The organism is Actinopolymorpha pittospori (assembly GCF_014873875.1).
Classification (GTDB): Bacteria; Actinomycetota; Actinomycetes; order Propionibacteriales; family Actinopolymorphaceae; genus Actinopolymorpha; species Actinopolymorpha pittospori.
Genome location: NZ_JADBEM010000001.1, coordinates 633,099 through 652,621, shown reverse-complemented (window position 1 = coordinate 652,621; position 19,523 = coordinate 633,099). Strand labels below are relative to the sequence as shown.

Sequence of the window (19,523 nt, the reverse complement as noted above, 5' to 3'; positions counted from 1 at the left end):
CACCGGGAGTCGGGGAGGAAAGGACAGCGGGGGAACCCACGGACGACGTGATGTCACGACTCTGCGAAGTTCCGCCCGAACTTCCCTTCTCCACAGTCCCGGCGGCGCCGGAGGAGCCACCACGAGCCGGACGTACCGACGCCGACTTCGACACCGACTTCGACACCGAGCGAAAATCCCCCTGCGCCTCGCCCTGCGGCCCCTCGCCCCCTTCCGTCCGCACCGCCCGAAGCAGCAGCGGCCCCCCACCGACGCTCACGGCGCGCGGGCCGGCCGGAGGAGCCACACCCCGCACCAGCCCAGCCGGAGCCGTAGGCAGCAGCGCATGCCCGAGGCCGCTGTCGAAGGAAGGGTTCTGCCAGGCGGCGAGCCCAGCGCGGAAGGTGAGGCCGTCGCTGACTCCCAACGGAGCGCGGGAGACGGTCAGTTGAGGCGGGGTGGTGCGGCGCCAACCGCCGTCCCAGTCGCCAGGCATGGAGGAACCCACAGGACCCGATGCACCCGATGCACCCGAAGGATCCGAACCGCCGTCGCCACCGGCATCCGAGCCCCCAGGCACAGCAGAGCCCCGGGCTCCCGGCCGGCCCGCCCCGGCGCGGCGCAGCCTGTCCCGCCATGCCATCTGCTCAACCGCTTTCGTTCATACGGGTGTTGATACGGGCGATCTCGGCCACCCACTGCTGGCGTTCACCATGCGTGAGATCGAGGATCTCCGCGCGCTCCCAGTGGAAGTGGTAGGCGATGTACGCGATCTCCTCCCGGAGCCGGGGAAGGGCGTACGTCACGATTCCCCCAGGCGCCCACCCGAGAGGTCGACCTCGAAGGCGCCCTCGCAGTGCGGACAGGTGACCGCCGCGCGGGTGTGACCCTCGCTGTTGACGCGTCGGTAGAAGTCCTGGAGGAACGCCACGTCGGTGGCGTACATCCGCTCGACGATCCCGGCGTGCACGTCGGTGACGGTGCCGAGTCGGGTGATGACCTGGCTCAGCAGCACCACGCTCAGATACGCGGGGTTCTCCTTGACCCGCAGGTCGATCTGCGGACGCAGTTCGTCGCGGGCGGTGGCGAGCCGCATCGAGCCGTGCCGGTGCACGGTGCCCGTCTCGTCGACGTAGCCGCGGGGCAGTTCGAACTCGAACTCGGTGCGCAGCCCGTTGTCGTGGTCGTCACGGCTCGGCGGGGCGGCGGCCGGAGTGGGGGCCGCCGCCTGTTCCGGCGCCGGGGCGGGCGCCGTGACCTGGAGGAGGTCCTCCAAGTTGCCCGCCGTCACCGTACGGCGTCTCATTCGACGACGATCTCCTCGAACGTGATCGTGACGGACTCGGTGGCAGGGGAGGACTCGCCGGCCTTCAGCGAGGGGCCCTCCCACTTGGAGGCCCAGCCCTGCATGAGCTGGATACGGCGGACCGTGTTGCCCTCGGTGTCCTTGATCTCGATGGTGAGGTTCTGCCGAGCGGTCGAGACGGCCCCGTTGTTCAGGGTCTCCTTGATCCACTGGGTGAACTCGCTGCTCTGGTCGAGTCCCCGGGTGATCGTGATCTCGCCGGCCTGCCGGGCACCCGGCTGCTTGCGGATGATCTGCTTGCCCTCCGCGCTGACCTGCTTGACCTCTACGACATCCTCCTCGACGGTGAAGCCGCTGATCTCCTGGATGGACTCCACCAGGTATCCGCCGAGCTGCACGCCGAAGACGTGTGTGGAAAGAGCATCGCCCGTTGCCATGACTGTCTGTCAACCTTTCCTTGCCCCGGATCCGCGGATCACTCGTCGATGAGGCTGGTCGTGTCGGAGAACTGAGCCAGCCGGAAGACCACGAACTCGGCGGGCTTGACCGGCGAGACGCCGATCTCGCAGACGACCCGGCCCTGGTCGATGGACTCCTGCGGGTTGTTGTCGCGGTCGCACTTGACGTAGAACGCCTCGTCGGCGGTCCGGCCGAACAGCGCGCCGCGGCGCCATTCCTCGGTGAGGAACGCGGTGACGTTGCGGCGGATGCTGGACCACAGCCGGTCGTCGTTGGGCTCGAACACGACCCACTGGGTGCCCAGGAGGATGGACTCCTCCAGGTAGTTGAAGAGGCGGCGCACGTTGAGGTAGCGCCAGGCCGGGTCGGAGGACAGGGTGCGCGCGCCCCAGATCCGGACGCCGCGGCCGGGGAAGGCGCGGATGCAGTTCACGCCGATCGGGTTGAGCAGGTCCTGCTCGCCCTTGCTGAGCCGGAGTTCGAGGTCGACCGCGCCGCGGATCACCTCGTTCGCCGGGGCCTTGTGCACCCCGCGCTCGGCGTCGCTGCGCGCCCACACACCGGCGATGTGACCGCTCGGCGGGACGGTGGTGTTGCGGCCGACGGCCGGGTCGAAGACCCGCACCCAGGGGTAGTAGAGGGTGGCGTAGCGGGAGTCGTAGCCCGCCTCGTCGTTGCGCCAGGTGCGCACCTGCTGGGCGTTGAGCCCGGGAGGCGCGTCGAGGACGGCGACGCGGTCGCTCATCTGCTCGCAGTGCGAGATGACGGCGAGCTGCACGGTGCGTACGCCCTCGGCGTCGATGTCGCCGCGCTGGTAGGCGCCCATCAGGTCGGGCACCGCGACCATGGTGATCTCGTCGATGGTCTCCAGACCGCCGAACCCGGTACGGGCCGCCGCGTCGCCGACGTACTCGGCGGGGCCGATGCGGGCCAGCTCACCGGAGCCGTTCGCGGCGGGCGCGGCCGGGGCGTCCGGGACCGCGAGGGTCTGGGCGGCGGGCCTGGTCTGGGCGGCGTCCTGCTGCTCAGTGACCTCGATCAGCTTGGAGGCGCGGGCCTGGGTGACCAGGTAGCCCTTGACGTTCTTGCGGGTGGAGGCCTCGTAGGTCTCCACGACCTGGTCGCCCCGGCGGACCAGGAGCTTGAAGCGGTCCTCCGGCGGGTTCTCGCCCTCAGCGTCGGCGACCTCGACCGACACCCCGGTCACGCCCGGCTTGGCCGCGATCAGGAAGCCGCCGAGTTCGACCGGCTGAATCGCCTTCGGCTGCCGACCGCCATTGACCGACGGGCCCGAGGCCACCTCGGCGGCCCCGCCGAGGCGCACCACGTACGCGGCGCCGCCGCCGTTGGAGAAGTACCCGTAGAGCGCGTGGGCGAGATAGGTGCCCTCGGTGAAGCCGCCGAACACCTGGGAGTACTGGTCCCAGCTGGTGACCAGCGTCGGCGCGTGGAACGGCCCCTTCTCGGCGAAGCCGACGAACGCGGCGACGGCCGTGCCGACCCCTTCGATCGGTCGGGCACCGGACTGCACCTCCTCCACGTACACGCCCGGGGTGAGGTACGTCGGCATGCTCGCTCCTTAACGTCCTTACGGTCACCTGTGTCCAGGCCGAGTCTGGCGCGGCGTACCGGCGGAGCGGCAGGGACGTGCGGACCTGACCGGGGGCAATGCATCTGCCTTACGAACGCCCCAGGCTGACCGTCGCGATGTCACCCACCGTTGCCCTCGCACTGCCCCTTCGGACCTGGTCGCCCCGCTCGCCCCGCGATGAACTGGAGAGCCGCAACATGGGCGCCGACGAGGAGGCAGAAGGTGCAGACTTCCAAACAGCGCACCGGCCGGAGCGAGGACCAGGAACCGGCACGCGGCCAGGCCGGCGCCCGACGGGATACGTCCCCGGGCGGCGCCGCCGTACCGCCCCCGCTCACGGCCGCTGCGCTCCAGGCCGCCCAGGGCGCCGCGGGCAACGCCGCGGTGGCCGGCATGATCGCCCGGCGCGCTCGGAGCGCGCCCGCCCAGCAGCAGCCGAACACCCAGGAGCAGCCGGACGCCGGGGTGCCCGAGGACGCTCACTCGAAGCATCAGCACGGCGCGGGACACGGCCGGGAAGCCGCGGCGCAGCCAGGCGCCGCCGACGCGGTGAACTCCGTGGTGTGGTCCGCCGGCAGCCGACTGCCCGCCCCGCTGCAGCGGGAGATGGAAGCCCGCTTCTCGGGCGAGGACTTCTCCGACGTCGCTGTCCACACCGGCGCCGCTGCCCGGCGTTCCGCCGAGGCGGTCGGTGCCGAGGCGTACACCACCGGCACCCGTCACATCGTGTTCCGCGGCACGATCGACAAGAAGACCCTCGCGCACGAACTGGAACACGTCCGCCAGCAGCGTGCGGGGGCTGTGGCCGGTACCGACGACGGCAGCGGCCTGAGCATCAGCGACCCCTCTGACCGGTTCGAAGGGTCGGCCGAACGCAAGGCCGAGCAGGTGATGCGGGGCGGAGCGGACGTTCGGCGCTCGGCCGCGGACCACACCGCCGACGCCACGCATCGGACGAACGATGCGTTGGCCGAGGTGCAGCGCATGCCCCGCAAGAAGAAGCAGTCGAAAAAGCAGGCGGGGGGTCAGCCACCCGCGGCAGCGGCCACTTCCTCGAAGACCGTGTTCGAGGAAATAATGGAGTACTTCGAGGGATGCAGCGAAGAATTCAAGGCAAAGGAGCAGAACGAGAAGGAGTACATCCTCATACGGATCGGCATCGATCCCGAAAGGGAACTTTGGACGCTGGACGAAGCAAAACGTGACAAGTCATTGATGGGAGATCTCCTCAAGGAGATCGAAATCGCTAAACACGCGTCCGGGTTCGATCGTACGGGCGGCGGCAGCAGCGACTGGGCGGCGAGCGCGGTCAGGTCGGCACATGCGGACATGCGGGTGGAGCATCCGATCTGGGGCGACAAGACAACCCTCCATCACAAGATCTCCCAGAGCGAGTTGGACGCTGTACTCGCCTCGGCCGAGAGGGACAAGGCGAACGCGGAACCGCTGTTCGAGTTCCTGGATGAGGTACGGACGGTACTCGACTCGGGCGCGGCGAACAAAAAGGCCCTGCACAACATGCCGGCCAACCTGGAAATGGGACCGGCCAGTGACACGAGGAGAGGCGACCCGGGATCCGGAACCGACTTCAACTACACGCCTGAGGGCGCGATGACGCCACGGTCGAGCGAGCTGAAGGACGCACTGAGCTTGGCGAACGCGCCCACCGTCGACTGGGGGGCCGTTGCGGACAAGCTGAGGGAGGCGCAGCGCCTTCACGAAAAGGAGTACGGAGGCGCGATACTCTCCCCGCCCGTCCTCAAACGGTGGGAGAAAGTGGGCGCCAAGTGGAAGAAGGCCTCCGACGCCTGAGGTCTCTCAGGCCTCGAGGGCGTCCGCCAGGTAAGGCCCGAACTCGCCCTCCAGGACCAGCCGTCCCAGCTTGCGGTACTCCTGGGCGATCGCCGTCACCAGCTGCCGCATGGTGAGCGGGCTGCCGGACTCGGCCGCGAGGTAGGCCGCGGTGACCGCGCAGGCGCGGATCGAGCCGCCGGCCAGTTCGAAGCGGTCGGCGCAGAAGGCGAGGTCGAGGTCGTCGGCGCGGGGCAGGCGGTCGCCCAGGCACCGGTCCCACAGGGCGAGGCGCTGACCGGCGTCGGGCATCGGGAAGTCCGCGACGACGTCGAGGCGGCGGGTGAACGCCTCGTCCAGGTTGGCCCGCAGGTTGGTGGTGAGCACGGCGATGCCGTCGAAGGACTCCATGCGCTGGAGCAGATACGCCGATTCGATGTTGGCGTGCCGGTCGTGGGCGTCCTTGACGTCGGAGCGCTTGCCGAAGATCGCGTCGGCCTCGTCGAAGAGCAGCACCGCGTTGACGGCCGACGCCTCGGTGAAGATCCGCTCCAGGTTCTTCTCGGTCTCCCCGATGTACTTGTCGACGACCGTGGACAGGTCGACGACGTACAGGTCCATGCCCAGGTCCGCGGCGACGACCTCGGCGGACATGGTCTTCCCGGTCCCCGACTCGCCGGCGAACAGCGCGATGACCCCGCGCCCCCGGCCACCGCCGGGCCGCATCCCCCACCCCCCGAGCACCTGCTCGCGGTGACGGGCCCGCAACGCGAGTTCCCGCAGCCGTCGGTGGGTGGTCGGCGGCAGCACCAGGTCGTCCCAGCCGACCCCGGGCTCCACCCGCCGGGCGAGCCGGTCGAGCCCCGCGCCGTTCTGCGCCCGTACGGCGCTCTGCAGATCGTCGGGCCCCACCGGCCGTCCGTCGAGGGCGGCCGTGCGCACGGCCGCGTCGGCGGCTCGGCGTAACTGCCCGGAGTCCAGCCGGTGTGCGGCGACGGCCAGGGCGAGCCCCTGGACGTCCCCGGGCGAGGTGCGCCCCGTCGAGAGGTCACCGTTCACGGTCTCCCCGGCCGCCGACTCCAGCGCGTGCCGCCACCGTTCGGCCTGCCGCGCCGGGGACGCCGCGTCGACGCTCAGCACGACTGGGGTGTGCGCCGCCCAGGCCGGGTCCCAGCCGATCGTGTCGTGGGTGAGGAGCGGGACGCCCCGCAGCGCGGCGCACAACGAGGAGAGCGTGCGGGCCCGTTCGGCTGGTTCGTCCGGCAGCGCGGCCAGCGGGCCGAGGACCACCCCGGCCCCGGTCAGCTGGGCTTCGAGGGCGATCACCCGGGCGAGCGCGGGCACATCGGCCGGGCGCCGGGCCAGCGCCACCGTGTCCAGGACGAGCGGGCGCAGACCGGCCGCGCGCAGTCCGGCGACGGCCAGCCCCTCGGCGTCACCGCCCCGGCTGCGCAGATGGACATGCCCGGTTCCGGCCGCTGCCGCTGCCCGGTCGGCGCCCTCGGCGGTCGGGTCCTCCCGGACCTCTGCGAGGAGCCCGGCCAGCCGCGCGTCGGGCCGCGTGTCGCCTAGCAGATGCGCGGTGACCCGGTCGGGAACGGCCACCACCCGCGACAGCGGCGGCCGTTCGGCGTCGGTGATCTCCACCAGGCCGTGCGCGACGAGCGGCGCCCCGGGCGCGAGCCGGAACCGCGCGGCCGACGCCCCGCCCAGCCCGCACAGCTCCAGCGCGAGCCCGACGGTGGGCCGGCGCCGGGTCAGATCGTCGTTGAGATAGCCGTAGAGCCGCTCGAAGCGGGCGTCCAGGTCGGGCGCCAGCGCGACCAGCAGCAGATCGAGATCGATTGGTGAGAGCCCGAACCGCCGCAGGAGCAGGTCGAGTCGGGAGCCGTCCGGCGGCAGCCAGAGGTCCTGCGCGGGCATCCCGAGCCCACCCAGCTCGTCCAGGATCCGCACCGCCGCCTCGGGGGTGAGGTACTGGCCCCGGTAGGGATCGTCCGGATCGGGGTCGACGGCCCGCCGCGAGGCGACGACCTCGCGCACCCGCGCCTCGACGGCACCGAGCCGCTCCCACAACGGATCCACACCGGCCCCCGGATCCATGCCGAGCGCCGGTCCCCGTCCGGCCTCCGGTTCCGCACGGGCCTCCGGCTCCACGGTGTACGTCACGGCTGCCGATCCCCTCTGCGTCGCCTCCGCCCCGGTGCGGCCGGCCGTTCGCGCGGGCCGGTGAAGCCGTCGCCGCCGGGGTCGCCGACCTCGGTGTAGCGCAGCCGGCGGCCGGGGCTCGCCTCCTCGCCCGTCCGCGCGGCGGCGGTGCGGACGACGAGGCCCTCGGTGACGGGCGGCGCGGCGGCCTTGGTCACCCCGGCGAGCGGGGCCTGGACCCGTACGCCGAGGGATGCCTTCAGCTCACCGCCGAGCGCCGACCACACGTCGGCGGCTGCCGGCGCGTCCGCCAGGGCGCCGGCGGTGTCCAGTCCCACCGTCAGGCCCAGGTCGGCGAGCGTGCCGGTGAGCAGGCGGGCGGGCAGGGTGTCGGTGGCCACCAGAGTCGCCAACACCTGGGACAGCAGCCGGTGCTCGTCCTGTGGGCGGCTCGCCCACGCGGTGACCAGGTAGGTCAGCTGGAACCAGCGGGGCGGGGAGCGCCGGGCGACGAGGTGCCCGTCCTCGTCGTGCACCTCCCCGGCGCCGCTGCCGCGCCGGGTGGCGTCCTCCCGGATGTCGTAGAGGAAGACGCAGACGGTGGGGGCGGTGCGGCGGGCCGCCCAGTCACGGGTGGGGGCGTCGAAGACCACCTCGATGCCCGACGCCTCCAGAGCGTTCTCGGCGAGCAGCCGCCGGAGTCCCTCGTCGACCTCGTGGATCACCGGCGGGTCACCTCGTCCGGCGGCTGCACACTGCCGTTGACGACCAGGAAGTCGGTCTTCACCGGGGAGAATCCGGGTCCGCTGGCGGTGATGGTGCGGGGCCCGGTCTGGTCCTTGGCGAGGATGAGCAGCTGGCCGATGAAGGTGCCGTCGGTCTTCGGGATCGTCGGCGCGGCGGCCGCGGTGATCCCGGGGTTCCACTTGAACCGGACGGGCACGCCCGGCGGGAAGTCCTTGCCGCGCACGGAGGTGACGACGCCGGGCTTGCCGATCTCCGGCACGGCGATGATCTTCGGCTGGAGGATGCGCAGCCGCTCCCGGGCGGTGTTGTCGTTCTTGTTCGCGTCCGTCCCGGTGGTGGTGAGCACGCCGGTGACCTGGCCGGTCATCGCCTTCTTGGGGCTGAGCACGACCCGTACGACGGTGCTGGAGCCCTGGGTGAGGTCGGGCAGCGCGCACACCCAGTCGGTGTCGCAGCCCGCGGGCGGCCCGCTGTCGGGCAACCCAGCGGGCAGGCCGATCTTCAGCCGCAGCCCGGTGGCCGGCGCGTTGCGGCCGTTGCGGATGGTGTACGTCACCACGACCTTCCCGCCGACGTAGCCGGGGTTGGGCTGGGCCTTGACCGTCACCCCGGGCCCGGCCTTCGGCGCCGGAGGTTGCGAAGGCGCTGTCGGAGTCGGCGTAGGAGTGGGAGTCGGGGGCGGCGTGGGAGTCGGCGTCGGTGTCGGGGTCGGCGTCGGAGTGGGAGTCGGAGTCGGTGTGGAGGGCGGCGGTGTCACCTCGACCACCGGCACCACGGTCCGGCCCGTGTTGTCGCTGGGCTGCGGGTCGAGCACCGTACCGGTGACCGACCAGTCGACCGGCGCGTCCCCCGGGGTGAGCCCGGTGAGCGTCACGTCCACCGGCACGGTGGTACCGGGGTCCAGCACGCCCAGGTCGCACTGGAGGGAGGCGGCGTCGCAGGTGCCGCCGGGCCGGCTGATCCCGGTGACCTGCACGCCTGCGGGCGGCGCGATCCTCAGGGTGGTGCCGGGCGAGGCGGCGGGGCCGTTGTTGACGACGTCGACCCGGACGGTGGTGGAGTCGCCGACGGTGACCTCGGACGTGGTGCCGGGCACGGTGATCGCGAGGTCCACGGACTGCTGGAGGGTGGGTTCCTTCTGGCGGCCCGCGAGGTCGTCGGTGAGCGGCGTGACGGCGCCGGAGTCGACGTCCAGGAGGCTCAGCTTCTCGGGGCTGTTGACGGCGGCCTCGGCGCGCGAGCTGAACACGAGCCCCGTGCCGTCGGCGGTCCAGGCGGCGTCACGCGGCTGGTGCGGCCCGGTTGTGGTGGTGTCGGGCAGGTCTCGGCCGCAGGCGCCCGGCAGGCCGCGTGCGGCGGTGGGCAGCAGCACCTGGCAGTCGGCGCCGTCCGCGGAGGTGAGCAGCAGGCCGTTCTCCTCGTCGACCTGTCCGGCGCCGTTCTTGCGGTTGAAGGCGATGTCGCGGCCGTCCGGGGAGAACGCGGGGCTGTCGTCGATGACCTCGCAGTCGCCGGGGCAGTTGGTGGCGCTCAGGTCGGTCTGCCGCGTCAGGTCGGCGACGGGCACGGTCCACACGTGCTTGTTACCGCCGTCCCCGTCGATCTTCATGCTGCGCGTGAAGGCGAGGGTGGTGGCGTCGGAGGACCAGGTGGGCTGGGCGTCCTTGCCCTGGAGCTGTCCGGCCGGCGGGACGACCTCACCGGTGATGGCGCCGGTGGCCACCTCGGCGATGAGGATGCGGCTGGCGCCCGCGGCGTCGCCCACACCGCCGGGCGAGGTCCGGGTGAAGGCGAGGAACCTGCCGTCCGGGGAGAACGTCGGGTCGGTGTCCCAGTCGGTCGCGGCGCGCCCGGCGAGGTTCATCGGTGCCGCGTTGGTGCCGTCGGCGTCGGCCATCCAGATCCGCTCGATGCGGCCGTCGGCGCTGTCCTCGAAACGGGTGAGGACGATCCGGCGGCCGTCGGGGGTGTAGTTCTGCCGCTCGGTCCACGGGTCGAGGCCGTCCCCGGGCTCGAACAGCGGGTCCTTGGCGGGGTCGGTGTTGGTGTCGGCCGCGGGATCCTCCTTGAGGATCGTCAGGCCGAGGTCGCGGGGGTCGGAGCCGTCCGCGCGGGAGTCCTGGAGGGTCACCACGTGCCCGGTGGGCGCCGAGGTGCGCTCCACGACCGCTTGGCCGCCGTCCATGGAGCCGAGCCAGGTCGGTGAGAGCACGTCCCGGTCCTCGTTGAGCACCAGCGAGGGCACCTGGTCGGAGTGGGCGGTCGAGCGGAACACGTGGTCCCAGCCGCCCTCGCACTCACAGGTGGTCTCGGGGCTGAGGAACACCAGAGCGTCCCCGTCGGGCAGCCACGCTGCCCCGTGGGCCCGCCAGGTTGCCTGCGCGCCCGCGAACAGCGGCTCGTCGGCGCTCCCGTCGGTGATCCGCAGCCGGGGGACGGACTGCCCGTTCTCGGTCGTGGTGGCGGTGTACGCGATCCAGCCGCGGTTGACGTCGTCGTCGACGGGGTTCCAGGCGGGCTCGGAGGCCGTGCCGTTCGCCGGGTCGGTGAGCCGGGTGGCGGCGCCGCCGCGCAGGTCCCGTACATAGATCTGTTGCCCGGCGAGGGTGTCACTGTCGCTGGCGTAGGCGATGCGCCGCCCGTCGGGCGAGACCGTCGGGTCCTCCTCGTTCGCGGACGTGTTCGTCAGCCGGGTCAGTCCGGTGCCGTCGGTGCGCACCAGGTACAGGTCGCGTTGGGTGCCGCCGCCCGGGACGGCGGACCCGGCGGCGTCGAACACCACCGACTGCCCGTCGGGGGTGAGTTGGGGGTGCGCGGCGTCCATGCCGGTGGTGAGGCCCAGCACCGAACCGTCGGCGGCCCGCAGATAGATCTGCGGATCCTTCTCGTGCCGGCGGCTCGCGAACACCAACTGGTCGCCGAGGGCGGACGGCTGGGTGTCGTAGTGGGCCGGTCCGGCACCCAACAGCGGGGTGCTGGAGGTGGTGGAGGAGACCTCGCCGAGGCTGCGGTGCCCGGTGCCGGCGTAGACGACCCGGGTCTGCGCGCCGTCGGCGGCCGCCGCCTCGGCGCCGCCCGGTCCGGCCGCCGCAGTCACCCCGAGCAGGGGGATCAGCAGCGGGATCAGCAGCAGGATCGAGGTACCAAGCCTCCCCAGGCGGTACCGGCCGCCGGGGCCAGCGGTTTCCATCACGGTCCCCTTTACGCAGTCTGGTGCGGCATCCGCCGCAGGTCCGGGGGACGACCCCGGACCTCCGGCCGAAGAAGCAGAAGAACAGGCCGGCTGAGGCGGCCTCTGCGGGCACCGCGCGGCACACATGCGCGGGAGATGCCCCGCACCACCCTCCACCGGCCGCGCGCGGTGCGGCAGGACCGCGGGTCCGTACCCGGGGGAAGGCGCGGTGCGCTTTCGGGCAACGGGACCTTCCCGGCCGTCGTAGGAGAGCCGGCGGCGACCGGTGGCGGCCGGTCGACACGTGGGCTATATCAGCCCGTTACGCAGGGCGTAGCCCACCGCGTGGGCCCGGTTGTGCAGTTGGAGCCGCGTGGTGATCTCGTGCAGCACGTTCTTGACGGTCCGTTCGGAGTACGAGGTCTTGCGGGCGATCTCCGCGGTGTCCAGGCCCTCCGACACCAGGCGCAGCATCTCCGCCTCGCGCGCGGTGAGCGTGGACAGGGACACGGCGCCGGGGTCGAGGGCCGCGCGCTGGAGGCTGCCGACGTGGCTGAGGAGTTCGCCGAGCAGATCGCCGGGCAGCACGCCCTCGCCGTTGGCGGTCGCCGTGACCAGCCGTACGAGCTGGTCCTGGTCGGCCTCGGAGCGACGCAGCACCGCCGACACCCCGCATTCGATGACGCGTTGCAGTCCGCCAGCCCCGAGGGTGCCGATGACCAGGCCGGTGCGGGTGGCGTTGTTGTAGCGCAGCCGGTTCAGCAAGGCGGCCACGTCGTCGTCGAGAGCGTCCACGACGACGAGCGAGACCTGGGCCTGCTCGGCGTCGGCGTCGTCGACGAGTTCGGTCTCGGGGCGCTGGCGCAACTGCTGTACGACGCCCGCGCGCAGCACGGGGTCGGCGGCGTAGACGGCGACGGCGACCCGGGGTGGGCGGGCGGAGCGAGAGGTGCGGTGGATCGAGCCGTCCGGGACGAGTGCACGTGTCGTAGCTTCGGACATGGCAGGGCCGATCTCCTCTGCTGCGCGGAACATGGGATACCCGTTTTCATGAGTCGGTGAGGGGCAGGGTGATACACGCGAGGCGACCATGGGCCGGCGGTGCACGCGAGGCGGCTCGCCACATTAAGAGCCCACTGTTACAAGGGAGTTGACGTTGGCTTGCCGGGCAACGTCACTGCCCGCACATTGCCCTCCCGTTCCTCGCCGCCCCCCGGGACACACTTCTACGGTGGGCGCGTGACGCCTTCCGCAGCCTCTTCCGGTCCCGGCGCGCCCGGCCTCGACATCCCGGCCGTGACCGTGACGCCGGGTGCCATCGCCACCACCACGCTGACCGTCCGTAACGACAGCGACATCGTCGAGGCGTACGACCTCACGGTCGCCGGCGCCTGCGCCGACTGGACGACGGTGAAGCCCGCGCGCGTCTCCCTCTACCCGGGCACCTCCGAGACGGTGACGCTCACTCTGGCGCCGCCGCGTTCGCCGGAGATCCGCGCGGGCGAGGTCCCGCTCGGTGTGCGGGTGCTGCCGAACGAGCACCCCGAGTCGGTCAAGGTCCTCGAAACCACCGTGCACATCGGTGAGTTCCACGAGCTGCGCACCGAGCTGGCCCCGCGCCGCCGGCGCGGCTGGCTGCGCGGCCGGTATCTGCCGGCCGTCCGCAACCAGGGCAACACCCCGGTGCGGGTGAGCTTCACGCCCGGTCAGGCGGGTGAGGAGCTGGGGTTCACGTTCGCCCCGGCGGAGCCGGCGCTGGAGCCCGGTGAGTCGACGGAGGTCCGGCTGCGGGTCCGTACCGCCAAGCCGGTGTGGTTCGGCAACCCGGTGGTGTGGCCGTTCACGCTGGACACCCGGGAGACCGGGGAGCGGGAGGAGACAGCGCAGGCCCACCCGGCCGACATCGTCGTGGCGCCTTCGCTGAACGCGGAGTTCGTCCAGATACCGATCTTCCCGAAGTGGCTGCTGGCGGTGCTCGCCGCGCTGCTCGCGCTGTTGCTCGCGTGGTTCGCGCTGGTGCGTCCCGAGGTGCGCAGCGCCGCCGAGGAGGCGGCCACCGAGGCGGTGCAGCCGCGTCCCACCCCGGCCGACAGCGCCACCGAGGCGGTGCAGCCGTATCCCACCCCGGCCGACGGCCAGGCGGACGGCTCCTCTCCCGGTACCGGTGCGGACAACCAGCCCGGCGGCGGCCAGGAGACGGGAGCGACGACGGGTTCGGGCAGCGGCGCGGGCGGCGGCTCGGCCGACGGCGGCGGGACCGGCGTGCCTCAGCAGAGTTCGGCGACCATCGACCTGAAGACGGGCACCGGGCAGACGCAGACCGGTGCGTACAAGGTGCCGGAGAACAGCGTCTTCGGGGTCACGGACATCGTCGTCGCCAACTTCCAGGGCGACGAAGGGGTGATGACGATCAACTTCGGCGATCAGAAGATCACCACGATCGCGCTGGAGACGTTCCGCAACCAGGACTACCACTGGGTCACCCCCATCAAGATCCCAGCGAACGACACGGTGACGATCAGCGTGACCTGCGCGAAGCCCGGCACACCGGCCACCGGTCGGCAGGCGCAGGAGTGCCACGAGGTCCTCAACGTCAGCGGAGTGCTCAGCACCGTCACGCAGTGAAACCGGACGATCTTGTTCCGTACATTGTTGATCGTTTCAATACACGTGTAAAGCGCTCCCGGGAGCGGGCAGGCTCAGAGGCCGGGGCCGGTCACCACGTTCGCGGCGGGCACCGTCTGCAGGATCGGCGTGAGGACGCCGACCTGCGGGAGCTTCGGCTCGGGCAGCCCGAAGTTGTCGGCGTCCGGGCGCGGTCAGCGGGCCGTCCAGGGTCAGACCCGGGGCGAGCGTCCTGAGGTCGGCGGCCTCGGTGCCCACGCCCACGTGGTCGAAGTCGTCGCCGAGGAGCCGCGGCAGCGGGGCGCGCAGATCGGCGCCGGGCAGCCCGCCGGAGTTCGATGAGCAGAATCTGGTGTCGTGTGCGGGGCTGGTGCCGGTGATGGCGTTGGCGGAGCGGGCGGGTTCGTCGGAGCTGGTGGACGAGCAGGTCGCGATCACGACCACGACGGTGAGGTCGGCGGCAGTAAACCCGTCGCGCAAGCTGACATCGATCATCGCGGGGATGGACGCGGGTGCGGACTGTATCGACGATCTCGATGTGATCCGGTCCGGTGGGATGCGCCGACTGTTCGCCGGAGTATATGCCCCTGCCAGCCTCGGTCAGTTCCTGGACAGGTTCGATGGCGGCTGAGCTCGCTGGGCCCGCCGAGCAGCACGTCATACCTCGGGGTTCGCGCCCAGGGGATCGCGGGTCTGCTGGTCTACAGGTGGGCGGAGATCGGGGGAATCGCGTCGTAGGAGCCGAGCAGCCCGAGCAGCCCGAGCGTCGAGTAGTCGTTCTTGGAGTAGACCACCTGTGTCGTGACGCCGGTGGTGGACACCGTGACGACAGGGAAGGACGAGGTCGCACCGGCGAGGCTGATCGTCCAGCCTTCGGGGAAGTCGGGCCGGTAGGCGATGGTGGCCCTCAGGTGCAGGTGGTAGGTGATCACGGTCGGGCCCCCGACGAGGTCCTTGATGCCGGTGATGTAGTCGAACAGTGTGAGCACCATGCGGGCAACGAGGGTCGAAAGGTCCACGAAGTACGTGGCCAGGGTGGCGAGCAGGTCAGCGCCGGTCGCCAGGGCAGACTTGATAGCGTCGGTGACCACCGTGGGAAGCCCGAAGGAGTCGAGCAGACTATCCAGGCCACCTTCGTCCAGGCTGGCGAGCAGGTCAGCCAGGCTCTGCGCGATCGCCTCGTTCGTGCTCGTCTCCCAGGCACCCAGTGTCGCGGTGAGCCGCGCGGAAGAGGTCGTCCCGTAGCTTCTGCACGATCGAGACCATGTCGAAGAGCAGCTCCTGGTCCGCGTCCACGGTGATCGTGACCGAGTCTCCGGTGGCGTCGTCATCGACGGTGAGTCTCAGCTTCGAGGGATCGGTCTGCGTCTGGTCGACGAACAGCGAGCCGTCGAGTGCTTCCGCAGCCCAGGCCGGGGGGTTGGGCGCGGTGTTGATGGGTGTCCTGCCGACGTAGTAGGACACGATGTTGAACGGGACCGGTGTCATCGTGCTCACCTGCGCGGCCTTGCCTTTGGTCTTGCTGTAGAAGACGGGCGCCGACAGCCAGGTTCCGAGGTCGAGCCCACCGGCGAACCCTACGTGCGGGAACGCGAAGGAGTAGACGACGTTGTAGAGCAGGATCAGCACATCCTCGCCGAGTGAGATGAACGTCGGGGAAGTCAGCAGCTCGATGATGGCGATGACCGCCAGCGACGCCCCACCGGTCTCCGGAGCGGCCAGCAGCCCGAGCCCCTCGAGCAGCGTGATCAGCTTGCCGACGTTGCTGGCGTCGTCACCTATCGAGACCACCAACGACTTCAACGTCTGGTAGATCGCCAGGCTGGCCTCGTCCACCACCTCCGGGATGAAGCTGTCGATCAGCTCCAGCAGGTTGACCGTGGCGTAGTCGTAGGGATCGGGCAGGCCCACACGGATCGAGAGCGTCCCTGAGATGGTGTCGGAGGTGTTGGTGACCGGCGGAACCGGCACCACGGGCGGCGGCGGTGGTGGCGGCGGCGGTGGGACGGGCAGGACGGCACCGACGACGGGCGCTGCCGCGCAGTCGGTGTCGGAGATCGGGCCGCCGCCGCTGTTGCCCGCGATCGTGTCGAGCTCGCTGAGTGCGACGCCCTTTTCGGTGAGCGTGCGAGGAGGGTCTGCCGTGTTCGTGGCCATCGCCGTTCCCACCATGTCCGCAACCTGCTGCCCGAGCGCCACCGCGGAGTTGAGGGCGTTGGCCGCTGCGTCCCCGGCCAGGCTCCCGGCCTGTTGGGCCGTGGTGTTGGCCAGGGTGGCCAGGGTGGCCAGGATCGGTGTGAGCTGGTCGGTCTTGGACATGTCGGTGAACATCGCGCCGTTCTGCACCGCGTCCAGGGCGGAGGTGAGCGAGGTCGGCATCGGGTACTGGATCGGCGAGAGCTGGTTCAACACGCTGACCGGGACGGTGGGCGCCAGAGTGCCCGGCACCGGCTGGGTGTAGTCCTGGTTGACGTTGACCGGCTGCACCGCCGGCGCGGGATTCGGGATCGGCAGCTCGTGCCAGGCGAAGAATCGGCGAGGATCGAGATACTCCGATGCGTTGGACCGGCTCAGGATCGCCTCGGCAAACACACCGGGAGAAGGTAGGAAGGCGTCACTCCAGCGCTTGCGTTGCCGGACGATGCTTTCGTGCTCGGCCAGGTTCACCACGTAGCCGTGGACGATGTCGGCGATGTGCTCCCCGGACGGCGGGGGGAAATCGAATGTCCAGTCCAGGGTGCCGTGCTGCAGGCCCGTGAGGTCGTCGGGCAGTGCACCACCCGCGGTGTAGCCGATCTGGATGTGACCGTCCTGCATCGCGCTCGCGGTCCCGGCCAGCACCATCGGGTAGCTGAACCGGCGGTTGCCGATCACCTGGATCACCTCCATCGAACCCTCGACGTCGTGACCGCCGTTCTTGTTCGGTGTGGTGCTCACGTACAGCGTGAAGTTGGCGGTGCTGAACCCACGGTCCGCCCGGCCCGCCATCGGCTGGCCGGTGAACTGGTATTTGGTTGTCTCCCGGCTCTTGCGGATCGCCGGCTGGCGCAGGCCGGCGCCGGACAATGACAGCGGTGGTGCGTCACCAGGTGGGTGTGCCGTGATCGTGGCGAAGTAGTTCTGCCCGATCGCCCGACGCAGACCGTTCGGATCCTCCTTGAGCTGGAACACCAGCATGTTCTCAGTCAGGGCGACCGGCTTCGGGTCGATCAACGCGCTCACCGCGAGCGTCTCGGTGACTCCCACGATGCCGAGGTGCTCGATGATGTCCTTGATCTGCTCTGCCTCCAGGTTGGCCAGCAGGTACTTCGTGAAGCCGTACTTGTGGAAGGCGAAATACTCCTCGATGGCGGCGATGGTGTCCGCCGCGTTGATGTCGGCGACGGTTGCCAGCTGCGTGTTGATGTGGGCCGTGACGTCGGCGATCTCTTCGCTGATCTCGTTTCGAAGGACGCCGTAGCTGTAGGTCTTGCGGACGGTCTGCGTGATCACTTGCTGTTGGTCGTTGCGGTCGGCAACCGTGTACTCGATGCTCGTGAGGTTGAGATCGACGGTCGCGTCGCCGTTGATGATGGAGAACCTGCCGTTGTCGACGTCGGTCTTGAGGTTGTCCCGCTTGCTGAGGACCCCCAGCTCGTTGTCCTCGAGGTTGTCTGGGTCGGTCCCGAACGGCGCGTTCGGCGTTTTCGAACGGTCATCGAGATAGATCTTGAGCATCCGCTTGAGCTCGACCATGAAATCCGAGCTCAAGGTGGCCTTGATCCCCTCGTCGATCTCGAAGGAGTCGGTGGTGAAGAAGCTGGCGACGTCCAAGACGTCGAGGTCGAGAACTCCGTAGCTCACATAGTTGCTGCTACCGGTCAGCTTGAGGGTCATGCAGCCGTCCATGTCGAACCCGTCGACGGCCAGGATCACCACCGGGTCGGCGTCGTAAAACTCGACCCGCACCGGTTCGCTGTAGCTACGTGACCGGGTGATCTTCACTCGTTCGACGCGCAGATCTCCCGACGCGTCGAACGCCTCATTCTGCGGATTGAAGTCCCGCACGACCTGGTTCCACTCGAAGGCCTTTCCCGGCTGCAGCTGGCGGATCGCCTTGTTGAACACGTACCAGTAGCTCTTGATCACCTCGATCGTGAAGGTCATCGGTCCGAAGGGCAGGAACAGCACGGGGGAGAGCGAGTCGATTCCGGTGGCGACCCGGTAGCTGTCCAGCACCTCCCAGTACTGCACGGTCATGGCGTGGCTGTGGTTGTAGTTGGTCACGTTGCTGGTCTGCGCACGCTGCCCGCCCCGTTGCTGATCCTCCACGACCACGGTCGACCTGACGGAACGCACGTTGGAGGCGTTCTGCACCGTGGCATCGGAGATGTCCTGGACCAGCTCACCGTCCACGCTGCGCGTCCCGGTGGTCTCGGACTTCAAGGTGCCCTGGACCGAACCGTTGGAATACACCAGGCTCCCGCCGATCGAGCTGGCGCTCGTGCCGGTGGCACTGCCTGCTGCTTTGATCGGGAGCCCGACGATCGACATCAGGTCCACCCCAGAGGAGCCCGACGCTGCGGCGCCACCCCCGGTGCCGCCCACCAGCCCCGCACCGGTGGTCTTCGTGGTCGCGTCGACGGTCGTGCTGCCGTAGAGGTGCTCGTTCGCGGTCGTCTCCACGACCTCGTTCACGGCGTGGGTCTGAGCGAACTCCGAACGCAGCTGTTCCGACGTCGTGGTGTCCTCGTCCCTGGAGCTGCGTTGCCGGCGGAACCAGTCCAGCACCACGATGTTGCGGGACTCCCCGGGTGCGAGGGCGAGGCTGTGCACGATGCCGCCGAGATGGGTGCCGGCGCTGATCCACTTCTGGTGGATCGAGGCGAGGTAACCGAGGTGGAACTTCAGCTGCGCCCGGTAGAAGATGTCGATCAGCTCGGCGGCCGGCTCCGGCTCGTCCGCATCTGACAGGTGCAGCAGAGCGTAGTCCTCGAAGACCTGCTCCCTCTCCTTGATGTAGTTGCTGTACCGGACCTTCATGTGCGTGCTGCCGATGAGCTTCGGCATCAGCTCGGCCGGCGCGGACGGCTTCTCGTAGTAGGCGCCCCGGACGCTCTCGAGAACGAGCCGTTGCGCCTCGATGTACGGCGCTAGTTCCGCCAGCTCGGCGAGAGTGCTCACGGCGAAGGAGGCCTCCAGCAGGGCCGCGTCGGCCTCGCTGACGCTGATGAGGTGTACGACGTCCAGATCACCGAGATGGGCGAGCGCGTCCGGGGTGAGCGCCGCCGCCTCAACGTAGTTCTCCACGCCCGCGTCGGCGATGGTGTCCCGGCGGAGCGCGGACATCACGTACTCTGCGTGCCGGCAGGCCGCATACTCGGCCATGTCGACGACGGTGAAGATTCCCAGCGCGTTGAGCGCCTCGATCTTCACGACCGAGTCCACGGATGTCAGTTGCGTGATCGAAGGCATCGGCAGGACTCCTCGGGCGCGTTCGGCCGGGCAGTTCGGGGCCGTATTGACCTTGAAGGTAGGCCCAGCTGGGGACAAGTAGAAGGGCCGTCAAGCAGAAGTCATCGGTCGGTGAAAGGACCCCTGTCGGGCCGCCCGGTCAGCGACGAGCCCTCACCGGGTCTCCACGCACCCGGCCCTGGGGCAGGCGCGTCGTTCTGTGGCCAGCACACGCTAAGGAAGACGGCACCGCAGAGCATGCCGATCACGAG

At 70.1% G+C, this 19,523-nt stretch carries 13 protein-coding genes and 1 pseudogene; 4 read left to right on the top strand and 10 right to left on the bottom strand.

The features are described 5' to 3' along the window. Positions 1-626: 626 nt before the first annotated feature. The 4 genes from HEB94_RS02950 to HEB94_RS02935 are packed head-to-tail and all read right to left on the bottom strand — an operon-like array spanning position 627 to position 3,314. Entirely contained in the window at positions 627-785 is a 159-nt protein-coding gene (locus HEB94_RS02950) for a DUF6760 family protein (RefSeq protein ID WP_192748524.1), read from the bottom strand. Continuing rightward, on the bottom strand, positions 782-1,285 hold the full coding sequence (locus HEB94_RS02945) for a hypothetical protein (RefSeq protein ID WP_192748523.1): 504 nt from the start codon (positions 1,283-1,285) through the stop codon (positions 782-784). The genes HEB94_RS02950 and HEB94_RS02945 overlap by 4 nt, the downstream gene beginning before the upstream one ends. Continuing rightward, the gene (locus HEB94_RS02940; protein ID WP_192748522.1) at positions 1,282-1,722 is read right to left on the bottom strand and encodes a phage tail protein; all 441 of its coding nucleotides are present in this window, start codon (positions 1,720-1,722) and stop codon (positions 1,282-1,284) included. The genes HEB94_RS02945 and HEB94_RS02940 overlap by 4 nt, the downstream gene beginning before the upstream one ends. A gap of 38 nt (positions 1,723-1,760) precedes the next feature. Continuing rightward, positions 1,761-3,314, bottom strand: a complete 1,554-nt coding sequence (locus HEB94_RS02935) for a phage tail sheath family protein (protein WP_192748521.1) — start codon at positions 3,312-3,314, stop codon at positions 1,761-1,763. A 414-nt stretch (positions 3,315-3,728) separates the two neighbouring features. Here HEB94_RS02935 and HEB94_RS02930 point away from each other — a divergent pair, with 414 nt between their 5' ends. Further along, complete coding sequence (locus HEB94_RS02930) at positions 3,729-5,147, top strand: eCIS core domain-containing protein (protein ID WP_192748520.1); 1,419 nt, start codon at positions 3,729-3,731, stop codon at positions 5,145-5,147. A gap of 6 nt (positions 5,148-5,153) precedes the next feature. Here the strand turns inward: HEB94_RS02930 and HEB94_RS02925 are convergent, their stop codons facing one another. The 4 genes from HEB94_RS02925 to HEB94_RS02910 all read right to left on the bottom strand — a co-directional run bounded on the left by HEB94_RS02925 (position 5,154) and on the right by HEB94_RS02910 (position 12,195). Continuing rightward, positions 5,154-7,295: an ATP-binding protein gene (locus HEB94_RS02925; RefSeq protein WP_337917445.1), complete on the bottom strand. Its 2,142-nt coding sequence runs from the start codon at positions 7,293-7,295 to the stop codon at positions 5,154-5,156. Further along, a complete protein-coding gene (locus tag HEB94_RS02920; RefSeq protein WP_192748519.1) occupies positions 7,292-7,999 on the bottom strand; it encodes a Pvc16 family protein in 708 nt (235 codons plus the stop codon). The genes HEB94_RS02925 and HEB94_RS02920 overlap by 4 nt, the downstream gene beginning before the upstream one ends. Next, on the bottom strand, positions 7,996-11,211 hold the full coding sequence (locus HEB94_RS52165) for a DUF11 domain-containing protein (protein WP_192748518.1): 3,216 nt from the start codon (positions 11,209-11,211) through the stop codon (positions 7,996-7,998). Before HEB94_RS52165 ends, HEB94_RS02920 begins: the two co-directional genes overlap by 4 nt. A gap of 291 nt (positions 11,212-11,502) precedes the next feature. After that, positions 11,503-12,195, bottom strand: a complete 693-nt coding sequence (locus HEB94_RS02910) for a helix-turn-helix transcriptional regulator (RefSeq protein WP_192748517.1) — start codon at positions 12,193-12,195, stop codon at positions 11,503-11,505. A 237-nt stretch (positions 12,196-12,432) separates the two neighbouring features. Between HEB94_RS02910 and HEB94_RS02905 the strand changes: the two genes are divergently transcribed. The 3 genes and pseudogenes from HEB94_RS02905 to HEB94_RS54235 all read left to right on the top strand — a co-directional run. After that, positions 12,433-13,818 carry a COG1470 family protein gene (locus tag HEB94_RS02905; protein WP_202896077.1) on the top strand — a complete coding sequence of 462 codons (1,386 nt, stop codon included), beginning with the start codon at positions 12,433-12,435 and terminating at the stop codon, positions 13,816-13,818. A gap of 129 nt (positions 13,819-13,947) precedes the next feature. Next, positions 13,948-14,160 (top strand): hypothetical protein, encoded by a 213-nt coding sequence (locus HEB94_RS02900; protein ID WP_192748516.1) that lies wholly within the window; start codon positions 13,948-13,950, stop codon positions 14,158-14,160. Positions 14,161-14,305: 145 nt separating this feature from the next. Next, a pseudogene (locus HEB94_RS54235) lies at positions 14,306-14,446 on the top strand (IS1380 family transposase); the annotation flags it as partial. Between the two features lie 73 nt (positions 14,447-14,519). Here HEB94_RS54235 and HEB94_RS02890 read toward each other — a convergent pair. Together HEB94_RS02890 and HEB94_RS02885 are read right to left on the bottom strand one after the other, a co-directional pair. Then, complete coding sequence (locus HEB94_RS02890; RefSeq protein WP_192748514.1) at positions 14,520-14,909, bottom strand: hypothetical protein; 390 nt, start codon at positions 14,907-14,909, stop codon at positions 14,520-14,522. A 64-nt stretch (positions 14,910-14,973) separates the two neighbouring features. Beyond that, complete coding sequence (locus tag HEB94_RS02885) at positions 14,974-19,272, bottom strand: hypothetical protein (protein ID WP_192748513.1); 4,299 nt, start codon at positions 19,270-19,272, stop codon at positions 14,974-14,976. Positions 19,273-19,523: the final 251 nt, after the last annotated feature.

Bases quoted from the DNA above. Each gene is read 5' to 3' on its own strand.
- HEB94_RS02945 (WP_192748523.1), bottom strand. From the start codon at position 1,285: ATGAGACGCCGTACGGTGACGGCGGGCAACTTGGAGGACCTCCTCCAG.
- HEB94_RS02940 (WP_192748522.1), bottom strand. From the start codon at position 1,722: ATGGCAACGGGCGATGCTCTTTCCACACACGTCTTCGGCGTGCAGCTC.
- HEB94_RS02935 (WP_192748521.1), bottom strand. From the start codon at position 3,314: ATGCCGACGTACCTCACCCCGGGCGTGTACGTGGAGGAGGTGCAGTCC.
- HEB94_RS02930 (WP_192748520.1), top strand. From the start codon at position 3,729: ATGATCGCCCGGCGCGCTCGGAGCGCGCCCGCCCAGCAGCAGCCGAAC.
- HEB94_RS52165 (WP_192748518.1), bottom strand. From the start codon at position 11,211: ATGGAAACCGCTGGCCCCGGCGGCCGGTACCGCCTGGGGAGGCTTGGT.
- HEB94_RS02910 (WP_192748517.1), bottom strand. From the start codon at position 12,195: ATGTCCGAAGCTACGACACGTGCACTCGTCCCGGACGGCTCGATCCAC.
- HEB94_RS02885 (WP_192748513.1), bottom strand. From the start codon at position 19,272: ATGCCTTCGATCACGCAACTGACATCCGTGGACTCGGTCGTGAAGATC.